Origin of the sequence: Persephonella sp. (genome assembly GCF_027023985.1) — a bacterium.
Lineage (GTDB): Bacteria > Aquificota > Aquificia > Aquificales > Hydrogenothermaceae > Persephonella_A.
Genome location: NZ_JALVTW010000011.1, coordinates 51183 through 65631, shown reverse-complemented (window position 1 = coordinate 65631; position 14449 = coordinate 51183). Strand labels below are relative to the sequence as shown.

Genomic DNA, 14449 nt, shown 5'->3' with positions numbered 1-14449 from the left:
CGCCCCTATATGATTATTTTTCTGGTTTTTCATCAATTGGAACAGCAGGTGCCATACCAAGTGTAAGTGCTCTTTTTCTTTCTATCATGTAATACAGAACTGGAACAACAACCAGTGTAATCAGGGTTGAAGCACCTGTTCCAAATATCAGAGCAATAGCAAGACCATTAAATATCGGGTCAAATATAATAACAAAAGCACCAACGATAATCGCAGCAGCTGTCAATAGAATTGGCCTTGTTCTAACTATACCAGCTTCAAGAAGCGCTTCTTCAACAGAGTATCCCTCTTTTAGCTTATCTTCTGCAAACTGAACAAGCAGTATAGAGTTCCTGAGAATAATACCTGCAAGGGCTATAAATCCAATCATAGAAGTTGCTGTAAAGAATGCTCCCATAAGCCAGTGTCCCGGGATTATACCAACCAGTGTAAATGGAATTGGAGACATTATTACTGCAGGCATTCTAAATGAACCAAACCATCCAACCAGAAGCATATACAGAACTACAATTGCAACTGCAAAAGCAATTCCCATATCCCTGAATGTTTCATATGTTATCTGCCATTCTCCGTCCCATTTTACATAGTATTTGTCTTCTATTTCAGGTTGATGGGTTAAGAGCTCTGTAATTCCTTTCCCATCAGGAGTTTTAATCTCTTTTATCTTATCCCACAGGTCTATAATTGGATAAACTGGAGAACCGACAGAATCATTAACATTAGCAATTACATAAACCACTTTTTGCAGATTTTTCCTGTAAATATCGTGTTGTGTGCTGCCTTTTTCTACTTTAACAAATGTTCCAATTGGAATACCACCTTTTGGTGTTGGTATTTTCATCGCAAGTAATTTTTCAAGTGATGTTCTACTTTTATCATCAAGTCTAACAAATAATTTGACAGGTTCTATATCTTTATCTGAATACAGGAGACCGACATCGTATCCTGCAAGTGCAACTCTCATTGTTTTAACTATTATTTCTTCGTTCAAGTGATACTGTTTGACCTTTTCCCTATCTATTTTCAGGATATATTCCCTCTGAGGTAGATTTGCGTATATTCCTACATCAATAATTCCCGGTGTTTGTTCAAATATTTTCTTTATTTTATGTGCAATTTTTAACTGCTCATTATAATCTGGACCATATACCTCAGCCACTATCGGAGAAAGCACCGGTGGTCCCGGTGGAGGTTCCACAACAGCCACATATTTTGCACCGTTTGCTTTGGCAATTTTTGCTATATCATCTCTTATTCTTTCTGCTATTTCGTGGGACTGGGCTTTTCTTTCATGTTTTCCAATAAGATTTACCTTTATCATTGCATAGTAAGGTGCTTTTCTTAGATAGTAGTGCCTTGCAAGACCGTTAAAATCAAATGGTGCAGGAACTCCTGCATATATTACATAGTTTTCCACTTCCGACACATTTTTGACATAATCAGCAAGCTTTTTAGCTACGGTATATGTAGTTTCCAGAGTTGTTCCTTCTGGCATATCAAGGACAATAAACAGTTCACTTTTGTTATCATAAGGTAGCATTTTTACAAGAACGGCTCTTTTAACAATCATTCCAACAGATATCAGAAGTAACAATCCCATTACACCGAGGAATATCCATCTTTTTAAACGGCTTTTAAATAAGGGCATATAGATTTTTTCAAATAACTTTGCTAAAACTCCTGCTGTCTCCTCTTCCTCTTTCTCAAGGTCTCTCGGAGTAAGTTCTTCTACTTCATGTTTAAGCCATCTTATTGCAAGATACGGTGTCAGGATAAATGCAACAAGCATAGAAAAGAACATCGCAACAGAAGAGTTAACAGGTATAGGTCTCATGTAAGGGCCCATCATACCTGTAACAAAAGCCATAGGAAGCAGAGCAACAATAACTGCAAATGTTGCAAGGATTGTTGGGTTACCAACCTCATCTGTTGCAACGACAGCCGCTTCATCAGGCGGAAGTTTCCGCATCTCAAGCCATCTGTGTATGTTTTCCAGAACAACAATAGAGTTATCAACCAGAATACCGATTGAGAATATAAGTGCAAATAATGTAACCCTGTTTAGTGAGTATCCATAAAGCTCACTGAGGAACAGTGCTATTGCCAGTGTAACAGGAATAGTAACTGCAACTATAAGGGACTCTCTCCATCCAAGTGTTACAGCAATCAGCAGAACAATAGAAAATGTTGCTATTAAAAGGTGTTCAATCAGCTCATTAGCCTTTTCTGTAGCCGTTTCACCGTAGTTTCTTGTTACTTTTACATGAACATCTTTTGGTAGATATTTTTCCTGGATTTCTTTCAGTTTATGGAGAATGTCTTCTGCGACAAAAACAGCGTTACTTCCTGTTTTCTTTGCTATAGCAAGGGTTACAGCATTATAAATCTTATGTCTATCTCCTTCTCCCTGAACTCCGTATCCAAACTCAACATAATTTGTAGGTTCTCCTTCCCCTTCAAATACCTTTGCAACATCTTTTATAAAGATTGGTTTGTTGTTGTAAACCCCAATAACTACATTTTTAACATCCTCAACTGTTTTAAGAAACTGCCCTGTCCTTACCTTTACTTTGTAATTATTCTCATCAATTTCCCCTGAAGGCAGTGTAAAGTTAGCCTGTTGCAGTGCCTGAACTACTTGAGGAAGCATTATATGATATGCGTTAAGTTTAGCCTGGTCAAAATATATATTTATTGTTTTTGGTTTGGAACCTATTATTGTGGTTTCTGTTACATTTGTTAACTGCTTAAGTTCATCTTCAACCTGTTCAACAAATCTTCTAAGTTCATAAGAACTATATTTGTCACTGTAAAATGTCAGAGCAAGAATAGGAACATCATCAATTGATTTTGGTTTTACAATAGGTCGCATTGTGCCTGGAGGCATTCTATACATATTAGAATTTAACTTACTATAAAGCCTTACCAGTGCATCTTCAGGATCTGTTCCAACATAAAATCTAACTGTGGTTATTCCAAACCCATCTCCTGCGTAAGAATAAACATACTCAACACCAGAAACTTCCCACATTATTTTTTCAAGTGGCTTTGTGATTAGCTTGTCAACTTCTTTTGCCTGCTTACCCGGTGCAGGAACCATAATATCAATCATAGGAACAACAATTTGAGGTTCCTCATCCCTTGGAGTTGTTAAAACTGCAAAAAGTCCCATTAGCAGTGATGCTAAAACAAGTAAAGGTGTAAGAGGTGAATTGATAAAAGCCTTAGCTATCTTTCCGGCAAGCCCGTATTGTTTCTTTATCTTATCCATTTATTTTCCTCCGCTACTAAGTGGTTTAACGAACTTTGCAACCTTCACAAGCTTTATCAACTTCACTTGCAACAATAACATCACCGGGTTTTAATCCAGAAATAACTTCCACTTTTCCATCTATTTCTTCTCCAAGCTTTACGAAAGCTATATGTGCAATGCCATCTTTATCTACTTTGTAAACGGCATCAAGCTGTCCCCAATGGAATACTGCTGTTTTTGGTATAAGAATTTTTTCTTCTTTTGAAACAGGTATTTTTACCTTTCCATACATTCCGGGCTTTAAATCTGGGTCATGGGGAAGTTCTGCTTTTATAGTGAATGTCCTGTTCATAGGGTCAACACTATTGCTTTTTTCCACAACTTTTGCTTTATAAGTTTTTCCTATAGTTTCCACTGAAACTGTGATCTCATCTCCAATATTTACTTTGTTTATAAGGCTTTCATCTATCATAGACATGAATTTTAGATTTTTATCTCCAATGATAAATATTGGCATTCCGGGAGCTGCCATATCTCCAACATCATTCATCTTTTTGATAATCACACCATCAAATGGTGCTTTAACATAAGCATAACCTTTCATAATTTGTGCATATTTAAGTTTTGCCCTTACCTGTTTTTCCTTTGCATCAAGTTGTTTTAGCTTTGCTTTAATGGCATCAACCTGTGCCTTTGCACCTATCATTTTTGTTTCAATCTCTTCAAATTGTTGTTTTGAAACTGCATTTTCTTTATACAGATTTTTAAATCTTTCATAGGTTCTTTTTGCAAACTCGTATCCAGCCTGTGCAGCCTTTAGACCTGCTTTTGCTTCTTCCCTTGCTTTAGAAAGCTCTTCAAGTCCTGCATAGGCTTCTTTTATATTTTGATTAATCTCACTATCATCTAAAACTGCTAATAATTGTCCTTTCTTAACAAAATCTCCTTCTTTAACATTTATTTTGAGGATTTTTGCCATCAGTTTTGTTGCAACTTTTGCTGTGTTATTGGATATCACCGAACCATCAACCTGATATACCTGTCCAACTTCCTGTGGCTGGACAACCATTGTTGGAACCTGAACCACCTTTTTAGCTTCTTCTTCTGCATATCCAGGCTCAACTCTTGGTGTAAGGAAGCCCCCAAGCCAGAGGATGAAAATAGTAATAGGTATAACGAAAAACACCACAAATTTGACTACGCTTTTCATTATTTATCTCCTCCGTTATTTTCTTTTTTTAACTGGCCTGCCTGATATTTAAGTTCCAGAAGGGATATATTCGCATCATAAGTAGCCTTTGCCTTTTCAAATTTTATCTTGTCATACATTGTTTGGGTATCAAGCAGGTCTATCATTGATGCAAGCTGATTTTTATATCTTTTTTCTGTAATTTTAAGAACCTCTTCTGCATATTTGACATTATCTTCTGCAGCTTTAAGTCTATCCAATGCTGTCATATAATCTTTGTATGCTTTATACACACTGAATTTTATATACTCCTCAAAACCTTTTTTCAGGTTTGCATACTTTCTGTAAGTTTCCTTTGCAGCTCTGTATCTGTTATATGCCTGAAAACCATCAAAAATCTTCCAGTTAAGAGCTATTCCAAGGGTAAATCCTGTTCCATCTGTGCCAAACGGAGAATATCTATCATCCATTTGATAATATCCAAATGCTCCAATTGTTGGGAGCATATCTCCCTTTTGGAATGCTGCATATCTTTTTGCATTTTCAACTCTTGTTCTAAGGGCTATAAGGTCTGGTCTTGAAGAAATAGCAACCTTTTCCCAGAACTGAAGGTCTTTTGGTTGCTCTTTTAATTCAAGCTGACCTACCACGTCAATCTGTCCCGGGTCTTCGTTATCTATTCCCATTGCAAGTAACAATCCTCTTTTAGCTACCATATATTGATTTTCTGCTTCTGTTATTTTGCTTTTTACCTTTGAAAGATAAACTTTAGCCCTGAGAACATCTGCATATATTGCAAGACCGTTGTTATACATTGTTTCAGCAGTTTTATAATGCTTTTCCATGCTTTTGTAAGCTTGCTTTGCTAATTTTATAGCTTCCTTTGCAAGTAAAGCACCGTAATATGCTTTAGTGACATCATAAATAACTTTCTGTTTTGTTCTTTCTAAATCAAATTTTGATGCCTGAAACTCTTTTTCTCTCATCTGAATACCGGTTCCTATCTTTCCACCTGCCCATATAGGAAGTTGAAACTGGATTTTTGTTTGCCAGTTGTTCCATTCCGGATAATGCGGAGGTTGAAACATAGGCATACCGAACATAGTATTCATTGAAGTCATATCTACATATTTTGAAGAACTCATCATTGTTAGTCTGTGCTGGTTGAGCTCATTCATCATCGCCCAGCCAGGAATATTAGTTCTCATAAACATTTCACTGAATGTGATTGTTGGCCATCTTAAACCTTTTGTTGCCAGATATTCAAGCTCTTTGCTTTTCAACTGGCGCTGGGATGCTTTAAGTTCATAGTTTCTTTGAAGAGCAATATCTATTGCTTCTTTTAGGGTTAATTCCTTTGCATATCCGGTGATGACAACCGAAATGAGAGCAAGTAATATACCGAGTCTCCTCATTTTTCACCTCTCTTATTATTTTCCGGAAATATAATAAGAATATTAGAATATTATTATATTCTGAAAAGTTAAGATTTTCAAGAACAGGATTAGAGCAGAATATTTCCCTCAGGCAATCAAATCTTCCAGATAGTCAGGGTCTAGTATCTCTATTTTTCCCCTTTCTGTGTTAACTATTCCTTCTTTTTTCCATTTACTCATTATTCTTATGGCTGTTTCAACTGTAGTTCCGGTCATCTCTGCAATATCCTGTCTGGTTATAGGAGCTTCTATAACTATTTTTCCATCAACCTCTTTTCCTATTTTTTTGGAAAGTTCTAAAAGCAGATTAGCAATTCTTCCTTCAACCTTTTCTGCTGCAAGACTTTTAAGCCTATCATAGGCTTCAAGTAGCATTTTACTTGCATCACATGTAATCTTAATTGCGAGGGCAGGATAAAGATTTAAAAGTTTCAGAAAATCTTTGTTTGATATATATAAAACTTTTGTATCTACAAGCGCTTGAGCTGTATATGTGCTTTCTGGTCTACTCTCCCCAACTACAAGCCAGCCAAATACCTCTTTAGGTGTAACAAGCCTGAGAATAACTGTCTTTCCGTCAGCTGTTTCTTTTATTAGCTTTACAATTCCTTCAATAACAATGTATATCCCCGGTTCTTCATCCCCTTCAAAAAATATATATTCATTCTTTTTATACTCTTTTAAATGGAAATATTTTGATATCTCTGCTAAGTCCTCTTCCGGTATACCTTCTAACAGTGGCACATTTTTCAGAAAATTTTCTTTATCCATTTAAATCCTCTTCTATTAAGGTTTTGGCATACTTCCCAGTAAATATTTTATATCATTATCTCTGAACATAAATCCACCACCAATATAAATACCCATTACATCACTATTCAGGAGGTCAGAACCTCCAAGTCTAACGAATATTGGATAACTGGGCATCTTATATTGAAAATAAATATCCAGTTGCGGATTATCAATATCCTTGTTATTTTTTAGATATTTCCTGTCAAAGTTATAAAGGTCTGCTTTTACAACCAGATTTCTATTTAAATAAAGGTCTGCACCTGCTGCACCTGTTGAGTCTTTAAGACCTCCTCTTATCCATAAGCTTGATTTCCATATATCAATAAGCCTGTGGGCATACTGGACATCAAACAGAATTCCATAATTCCTTTCAACTTCTTCTCTTGTTCCTGAATTGTCTGTATATTCTTTCCTTTTTGTGACTGTTCCATTGCTATTGGTAAGAAGCCCTGCGTATATATAGCTATTACTACTTGGGGCAAACTTTCCTGCTATTCCGGCTTTTGAATCCTCGTTTCCTGTGTGCTTTTCCGCATAAAGCATAATATCAAGCTGAGATTTGTTTACAACTGCAAATGGTTTTGCAAACTCCTTAATTCCGGAGTTTGCATTTTCATAAAGACTATCATCATTAACCAGTTTTCCCAATGTTCCTTTTCCTTCGTCTATTTTTGCCAGAATTCTGTCTAATTTTTCAGAGGCTTCTTTTATCTTTTTAATTGCGACTTTTATATCCTCCCTGTTTTCTCCAACAGTGCCTTTTATTGTTTCTGCTGCCGCTCCAATTTCATCAAGAACTTTTGGTGTTTTCTCTTTTAGAGCAACTGAAGTTTCTTTTAGATTTTTAATCAGCTCTCTGATATCTTCTCTGTTTTCTCCTGTTATAGATTCCAGATTTGTTGCTATTCTGTCTATTTTTTGAATAAGTGGTGGAAGTTCTTTCCTAAGACTATCGGTAATGGCAACTATATTGTCTATTGCCTGTTTAACCCCTTTTCTATTTTCAACCACCATTTCGTCAGCATGTTTAGCAAGGATTTTAATATTTTCAACCATTTCTTTAAGATTTCCATTTCCAAGGGCATCATTCAGATTATCCACTAGTTTCCCTATTTTTTTGGCTATATCCTGGACAGATGCAAAAGCCTCTTCTGTAGATGCATAAACCTGCGCGTTTGTAATCTCTCCTCCTTCCGCCAACTCTCCGGCATCTGGAGTCCCAGGGTCTATGTATATATACTTATCTCCCATCAATCCAAGTGTTCGGACATAGGCTTTAGCGTTTTTATAAATGGGGATGCTTTTCCTGATACCGATTGTTACCTTTATCTTTCCTTTATCAAACTCTATCTTTTCTACCCTACCGACTTTAACACCTTTTACCTGAACATCAGCTCCCTGAGATAATCCTTCAACAGCATCAAAATAAATCACATATTCCTTGGTTGACACTCCGAACTCTTTACCACTGAATGTTATTATTAAATAACCTGCTATAGCAGAAATAATTAAAACAAAAAGCCCCACCCTAAAGGCTGTGTTCATAATAGCACCTTAAATTATTTTTCTAAAATTGTTTCTTCTACTTTCATACCAAAGTGTCTGCCTGCTTCTTCTACATATCCTAAAATTTCATCTCCTTCCTTAAGGTCAACAACGGATACTAATGAACCATCCCCTTTAACCAGTCTGATTGTTTCAGCATTTTGCAGGACAGCACTCAGTTTTTTACCCTGATACTCTGCTTCCACAAGAAGCATAGGTCTTCTTTCTATTTTTGCCCTTCCAACAACAACAGCCCTTCCATTTCCTTCTATATCATAAGCCATAACTTCTTTTCCTGCTTCCAGTTCACATAGATAGACAGTTTTTCCACCGGGAACTCTGGTATACATATGCACTGCACCGGCATTAACCCTAAAAGGTCTTGATGCAACATAAGGACTTTCTTCTGTTTCTGCATGGACAAAAATCATACCTGCAGAAGAATTACCGACAAGCATACCTTCCCCTCTTTTAAACAGGGAGGTGGTATCAACTGCAACCCTATCCCCCATTCCAACTGGAATAATTGCTGTAACTTTGGCTTTTACCAGTTCTATTTTTTCGGTAGTTTCTTTTATTACATTGGCAACTTTTTTAATCTCATTCAAGTCTTTTGTTTCGAGGACAACGCCTTTAACTCCTTTTTCCAGTATTCCAACGGCAATACCTGCCTCATCTGCATTTTTTACCACTGCGTAGATATTTTCTGACTGGGCTATCAGGTTCTCCAGAGGGATAATCGTCCAGTCTGTTGTTTTCACTATGACTTTTTTCCCTGATTTGGCCAGCTGGGCAGCCCTTTCTTCATCTTTTTTATCATTTATAACCACAAGAACAAAATCGTCTGACAAATTCCCATTTTTATCAATTGTTATAAAATTAACCCTTCCCAGCTTCTTGGCTTCTTTTAATTTGTCTTCCGGAACAATGATATAATCAGCACCACTTTCAATTGCTGTTGTGATTATTGTTTTGTCGTAATCTGAAGCATCTACTATGAACTCTTTCATCTTCTGACCCCGTTTTTTAATTAATTATAATATCAGTTTTCCTTTTTAAATACAGCAATGACTACCATACCACCAAATTTTGTTGTTATATATTCTTTTTTAAATGAATACTTTCTAAAAAGTGTTTCCAATTCCTCTGGTTTTCTGGAATTCAAAACACTTTCCATAAAATAGTCATATTCTTCTTTTGTAAATATCCTTTGTCCAAGAGGTCTAAATACTTTATTGGCGAAGAAGAATATTGAGTTAAATATTATCTTGTGTGGCTTTGATATATCCAGTATTGATACATAACCTCCTTTTTTTAAAACTCTGCTAAATTCTGGAATTGCTTTTTCAGCATCAAGATGTCTGAAAACAAGGGACATTAGAATAGAATCAACACTATTATTTTTAAAAGGCATTTTGTATGCAGAGGCTTTTACAAGGGCGGTATTTGTATCTTTGAGTTTTTCTTTTGCCTTTAAAAGCATATTCTGGGATACATCAACTCCGATGGTAAAGGTTTGAGGATAGAATTTTTTAATTTTTTTTATAACCTCTCCTGTTCCTGTCCCCAGATCAACAGAAATTTTGCCGACAGGTGTATTATCAACAAGTATATTCTGCCATTTATTTATAAGTCCAAATGTTACAGAAGACAAAAAAGCGTCGTAAGACTTGACGACGCTGTCAAATATCCTTTCAGCTATTTTTTCCTGAGCCATTTTATTTTTTCTTCCATTTTGTTCCAACAGGGGTATCTTCTATTATTATTCCCTGTTGCTGCAGTCTATCTCTAATCATATCTGCAATTTCAAAGTTTTTCTGTTTTCTGGCTATATTTCGAACTTCAAGTAGTGTTTCTATTAACTCTTCATCTATTGCCTCTTCTTTTTTCTCTACCTGAATCTGTTCAACCTCAACACAAGGTTGCAGGCTATCAAAAAGACCAAATATATCTTTTCCTATTTTATGAAGCACTTCTGCAGCCTCTTTGTATGAAGCAAGGGCTTTTTTAGATATTCCTCCTTCCTTCACTGCCTTGTCCTTAAGGATATTCATCTCTCTAACAAGACTAAACAATGCAGCCAGAGCCTCAGGTGTATTAAAATCATCGCTCATTGCAGCATAAAATCCCTGTTCAGCCTTTGCAATAGCATCATATAAATGGCCTTCAAAATCTGGATTTTCCGGCAGTTTTTCCAGTATTTCATACTCATCCATCGCATTTTTTAGTCTTTCGTAGGCCTTTTTGGTTTCTTCCATCTTTTCCCATGAAAAATCAAGGGGACTTCTGTAATGAACAGATAAAACCAGTAGTCTAAGAATATCCGGTTCATATTTAGAATAAATCTCTTTCAGGGTTATATAATTTCCGAGAGATTTGGACATTTTTTGGCCGTTAACTGTAACCAACCCGTTATGTATCCAGTATCTTGCAAATGGTTTCTCAGACAAAGCCTCTGCCTGAGCAAGCTCATTCTCATGGTGAGGGAATGTAAGGTCTAAACCTCCACCATGTATATCAATTGTTTCACCAAGATGTTTAAAAATCATTGCACAGCATTCTGTATGCCAGCCAGGTCTTCCTTTGCCCCATGGGCTATCCCATGCAGGTTCTCCTGCTTTTGATGCTTTCCAGAGTGCAAAATCAAGTGGGTCTTTTTTCTTTTCTCCAGGTTCTACCCTTGCACCTGCTATCAGCTCATCAACACTTCTTTTGGATAGCTTTCCGTAATCCTTAAATTTCCTAACAGAAAAATAAACATCCCCTTCAACTTCATAGGCATAGCCTTTATCTATAAGCTTCTGGATAAAATCTATAATATCGGGGATATGGGTTGTTACCCTTGGTTCAACATCTGCAGGCTCTATCCTGAAATTTTCAGCATCCTGAAAATACTCTTTTATATATCTGTCTGCTATTACTGTAAAAGGTAAGCATTCATTTTTTGCCCTGTTTATAATCTTGTCATCAACATCAGTGAAATTTCTGACAAACTTAACGTTGTATCCCAGATACCTGAGATACCTTCTTATCATATCAAAGACAATTAAACTTCTTCCGTGTCCTACGTGGTTAACATCGTAAACAGTAACACCACAGGTGTATATTTTGACTTCACCGGGATTTATAGGAACAAATTCTTCTTTTTGTCCTGAAAGGGTGTTATAAACCTTTAAACTCATGCCGCTCACCTCCAGTTGTTGTTATAATTATAACCCAATTCTATATTTAATAATGATAATAACCGTTTTTTAAGGAGGCCTGAAATGAACAACAGAAAAGACAGACTGCTGAAAGAGTATATACACGACCCATACTTTACTAAGGAAAAATATCATGACCCATCTGTGTGTGAAAGATGTGGAGTGGTTTTCCACGATGGTATTTTCCAGTGGATTGAGCCTCCACCTGCTAACGCTGAAAAAATGATATGTCCTGCATGTAGAAGAATTGAGGACAGATATGAAGGGGGAGTTGTTGTCCTTGAAGGAGAATTCCTTGCATCCCATAAAGATGAAATTCTAAATCTTATAAGAAATGTTGAAGAGGAAGAGATGGCATATAGACCCCTTGAAAGAATAATAGAAATAAATGATGAAGGAAATAAAATAACAATAACTACAACCTATGAACATCTTGCAAGGAGAATCGGAGAGGCTGTTCATAAAGCATACAAAGGAAAATTAAACTTCCAGTATCCTGAAGGAACAAAATATATAAGGGTTCACTGGGAAAGGTAAATGGTAATCATAGGGGTTGATACAGGGGGAACTTTTACAGATTTTATTTACAAAAAAGATGAAAAGTGGCATATTTACAAAACCCTGTCAACCCCTGAAAATCCTGCCATTGCTGTTTTAAAAGGAATAAAGCATATAGGCCAGGACAACAAAAAAGATATAACCCATGGTTCAACTGTCGCCACCAATGCCGTCCTTGAAAGGAAAGGAGCAAAAACAGCTTTCATCACAAATAAAGGTTTTGAAGATATCATCTATATAGGTAGACAAAACAGAAAAGAGCTTTATAACTTTTTTTACAGAAGACCTGAGCCTCTTGTTGAACAAAAACATTGCTACGGTATCAATTGCCGTGTAAACAGTAAAGGTGAGATTATTCAAGATATAAATGAAAAAGAAATAGAGCAGATTATCCAGCTGCTAAAACAGGAAAATATCCAGTCTGTAGCAGTTTCATTCTTATTTTCATTTTTAAATCCTGAACATGAAAAAATACTCAAAGAAAAACTTATTCAAAATGGCTTTTATGTAACGGTTTCTCATGAATTAATTCCAGAGTTCAGAGAGTATGAACGTTCCTCAACAGTTGTTATTAACTCTTATGTAATGCCTAAGATGAACTATTACATAAGCTATATACAGGAAAATCTATTACCGGAAGACCAGTTTAGGATAATCCAATCAAACGGTGGAGTAATTTCACCGGAGATCGCAAAAAAAGAACCGGTTAGAACAGTCTTATCAGGCCCTGCTGGTGGTGTGGTTGGAGCATACCACATAGGACGGCTAATAGGCCAGACCAGACTAATTACTTTTGATATGGGAGGAACATCAACAGATGTTTCTCTAATAGATGATCAGATACCATTTTCAACAGAATCTACAATATCGGATTTTCCTATAAAGGTTCCTGTTATCGATATTCACACGGTGGGTGCCGGTGGCGGTTCTATTGCATATCTGGACGAGGGTGGAGCTTTAAATGTAGGTCCTGAAAGTGCCGGTGCTGACCCGGGACCAATCTGCTATGGAAAAGGTGAAAAAATCACTGTCACAGATGCAAACCTTATCACAGGTCGCCTGCTTCCTGACTATTTCCTCGGTGGAAAAATGAAATTAGATTATGAGAGAACATACAAATACTTTGAAAAATACGCACAGGAATGGGATATTCCCGTTGAAAAACTCGCAGAAGGAGTTCTAACAATTGCCAATACAAAAATGGAAAATGCCATAAGAAAAATATCCATTGAAAGAGGTCATAACCCAAAAGATTTTGCACTTTTTGTCTATGGAGGGGCAGGAGGACTACATGCTGCATTTTTAGCAAAATCAATAGGTATCCCAAAGGTAATAATTCCTAAAAACCCGGGTATTTTCTCTGCTTTTGGAATGCTTTTGTCTGATATAGTGAAAGACTATTCCTTAACTGTTTTACTTGATGCCAAAGAGAATAGCTTTAGTCATTTAGACCAGCTTTTCGAAACCCTAAAGGAAAAAGCTATAACAGATTTAAAACAGGAAGGTATAGACCAGCAAAATATTAAAATCCAGAAAATCCTTGATATGAGATACAAAGGGCAATCTTTTGAGATATTTGTTCCGTTTTCAGAAAAGTTTATTGAGGATTTCCACAACATATATGAAAAAAATTACGGCTACAAAATGCCAGAAAAACCTGTTCAAATTGTAAATATCAGACTAAGGGCAACAGGCTACAAAGAAAAACCTGAAATAGAAAAAATCACAGAAGGAACAGCACAAATATCACAAGAAGCAGTAATAGACCATAGACCTGTTATTTTTGATGGCAAGGAGTATAAAACAGCCGTTTTAGACAGAGATAAACTACTTGCAAATAACGAAATTAATGGTCCAGCAATAATAGTTGAATATTCTTCAACAACGGTTGTGCCGCCTTTTGCAAAGGCTATAATAGATTTATACGGCAACATAATAATAGAGGTTTAAATGGAGGACAGAAAATTCTTGTTTCTGCCTTTTGGTTTTTGGGTAACAGTATTAGGACTTATAACCCTTTATCTTCTATACCGTTTAATCAGGATATATCTATGGCCTAAAACAGAAGGAATCATAATAAAATCCGAAATCCAGAAAGACAAAAGAACGATAGCCTATGACTACTACTATCCCCATATAGAATATAAATACACTGTAAACGGCAAAGAGTATATATCAGACAGAATTTTCCTTACAGAAATGGCATCTGACTATGAAACTATAAAAAAACTGGTTGAAAAATTCCCAGAAGGAAGTAAAGTCAAGGTTTATTACAATCCCTTTAATCCTTCTGATGCCGTTTTAAAAAGGAACTACCATACAGGAATGTTTATCCAGACACTTGTATTTTTCAGCATGCTGTCTGTTTTCCTTTATACACTGATATTTGAAATTATTTTTTACGGCTCAGATTTATCTGATTTAGCAAATATGGTAAAAAGCTGGCTCCATTCAATAATCTACGGAGAATAAC

11 protein-coding genes are annotated in these 14449 nt (G+C 36.1%); 3 read left to right on the top strand and 8 right to left on the bottom strand.

Translation table 11 applies throughout. The annotated features are described in order from the left end of the window. Nucleotides 1–13: 13 nt before the first annotated feature. The 8 genes from MVE07_RS02940 to cysS all read right to left on the bottom strand — a co-directional run bounded on the left by MVE07_RS02940 (nt 14) and on the right by cysS (nt 11397). The gene (locus tag MVE07_RS02940; protein ID WP_297453759.1) at nt 14–3271 is read right to left on the bottom strand and encodes an efflux RND transporter permease subunit; all 3258 of its coding nucleotides are present in this window, start codon (nt 3269–3271) and stop codon (nt 14–16) included. Nucleotides 3272–3296: 25 nt separating this feature from the next. Further along, nucleotides 3297–4463, bottom strand: a complete 1167-nt coding sequence (locus MVE07_RS02935; protein WP_297453756.1) for an efflux RND transporter periplasmic adaptor subunit — start codon at nt 4461–4463, stop codon at nt 3297–3299. Next, nucleotides 4463–5857 carry a TolC family protein gene (locus tag MVE07_RS02930; protein ID WP_297453753.1) on the bottom strand — a complete coding sequence of 465 codons (1395 nt, stop codon included), beginning with the start codon at nt 5855–5857 and terminating at the stop codon, nt 4463–4465. Before MVE07_RS02930 ends, MVE07_RS02935 begins: the two co-directional genes overlap by 1 nt. 108 nt (nt 5858–5965) lie before the next feature. Beyond that, on the bottom strand, nt 5966–6649 hold the full coding sequence (locus tag MVE07_RS02925; protein WP_297453750.1) for a Crp/Fnr family transcriptional regulator: 684 nt from the start codon (nt 6647–6649) through the stop codon (nt 5966–5968). Between the two features lie 15 nt (nt 6650–6664). Further along, a complete protein-coding gene (locus tag MVE07_RS02920; RefSeq protein ID WP_297453748.1) occupies nt 6665–8215 on the bottom strand; it encodes an MlaD family protein in 1551 nt (516 codons plus the stop codon). A gap of 14 nt (nt 8216–8229) precedes the next feature. Further along, nucleotides 8230–9225, bottom strand: a complete 996-nt coding sequence (locus MVE07_RS02915; RefSeq protein WP_297453745.1) for a 3-dehydroquinate synthase II — start codon at nt 9223–9225, stop codon at nt 8230–8232. Nucleotides 9226–9257: 32 nt separating this feature from the next. After that, nucleotides 9258–9932: a class I SAM-dependent methyltransferase gene (locus MVE07_RS02910; RefSeq protein ID WP_297453741.1), complete on the bottom strand. Its 675-nt coding sequence runs from the start codon at nt 9930–9932 to the stop codon at nt 9258–9260. Between the two features lies 1 nt (nt 9933). Then, nucleotides 9934–11397: a cysteine--tRNA ligase gene (gene cysS / locus MVE07_RS02905; protein ID WP_297453737.1), complete on the bottom strand. Its 1464-nt coding sequence runs from the start codon at nt 11395–11397 to the stop codon at nt 9934–9936. A gap of 84 nt (nt 11398–11481) precedes the next feature. Between cysS and MVE07_RS02900 the strand changes: the two genes are divergently transcribed. Genes MVE07_RS02900 through MVE07_RS02890 form a run of 3 tightly spaced genes read left to right on the top strand, consistent with a single transcriptional unit; the run spans nt 11482 to nt 14448 of the window. After that, the gene (locus MVE07_RS02900; RefSeq protein ID WP_297453735.1) at nt 11482–11955 is read left to right on the top strand and encodes a BCAM0308 family protein; all 474 of its coding nucleotides are present in this window, start codon (nt 11482–11484) and stop codon (nt 11953–11955) included. Further along, the gene (locus MVE07_RS02895) at nt 11956–13926 is read left to right on the top strand and encodes a hydantoinase/oxoprolinase family protein (RefSeq protein ID WP_297453732.1); all 1971 of its coding nucleotides are present in this window, start codon (nt 11956–11958) and stop codon (nt 13924–13926) included. Further along, nucleotides 13927–14448 carry a DUF3592 domain-containing protein gene (locus MVE07_RS02890; protein WP_297453729.1) on the top strand — a complete coding sequence of 174 codons (522 nt, stop codon included), beginning with the start codon at nt 13927–13929 and terminating at the stop codon, nt 14446–14448. Nucleotide 14449: the final 1 nt, after the last annotated feature.

Excerpts from the sequence above, each read along its gene's own strand:
- MVE07_RS02940 (WP_297453759.1), bottom strand. The coding sequence starts at position 3,271 with ATGGATAAGATAAAGAAACAATACGGGCTTGCCGGAAAGATAGCTAAG.
- MVE07_RS02935 (WP_297453756.1), bottom strand. The coding sequence starts at position 4,463 with ATGAAAAGCGTAGTCAAATTTGTGGTGTTTTTCGTTATACCTATTACT.
- MVE07_RS02930 (WP_297453753.1), bottom strand. The coding sequence starts at position 5,857 with ATGAGGAGACTCGGTATATTACTTGCTCTCATTTCGGTTGTCATCACC.
- MVE07_RS02925 (WP_297453750.1), bottom strand. The coding sequence starts at position 6,649 with ATGGATAAAGAAAATTTTCTGAAAAATGTGCCACTGTTAGAAGGTATA.
- MVE07_RS02920 (WP_297453748.1), bottom strand. The coding sequence starts at position 8,215 with ATGAACACAGCCTTTAGGGTGGGGCTTTTTGTTTTAATTATTTCTGCT.
- MVE07_RS02915 (WP_297453745.1), bottom strand. The coding sequence starts at position 9,225 with ATGAAAGAGTTCATAGTAGATGCTTCAGATTACGACAAAACAATAATC.
- MVE07_RS02910 (WP_297453741.1), bottom strand. The coding sequence starts at position 9,932 with ATGGCTCAGGAAAAAATAGCTGAAAGGATATTTGACAGCGTCGTCAAG.
- cysS (WP_297453737.1), bottom strand. The coding sequence starts at position 11,397 with ATGAGTTTAAAGGTTTATAACACCCTTTCAGGACAAAAAGAAGAATTT.
- MVE07_RS02900 (WP_297453735.1), top strand. The coding sequence starts at position 11,482 with ATGAACAACAGAAAAGACAGACTGCTGAAAGAGTATATACACGACCCA.
- MVE07_RS02895 (WP_297453732.1), top strand. The coding sequence starts at position 11,956 with ATGGTAATCATAGGGGTTGATACAGGGGGAACTTTTACAGATTTTATT.
- MVE07_RS02890 (WP_297453729.1), top strand. The coding sequence starts at position 13,927 with ATGGAGGACAGAAAATTCTTGTTTCTGCCTTTTGGTTTTTGGGTAACA.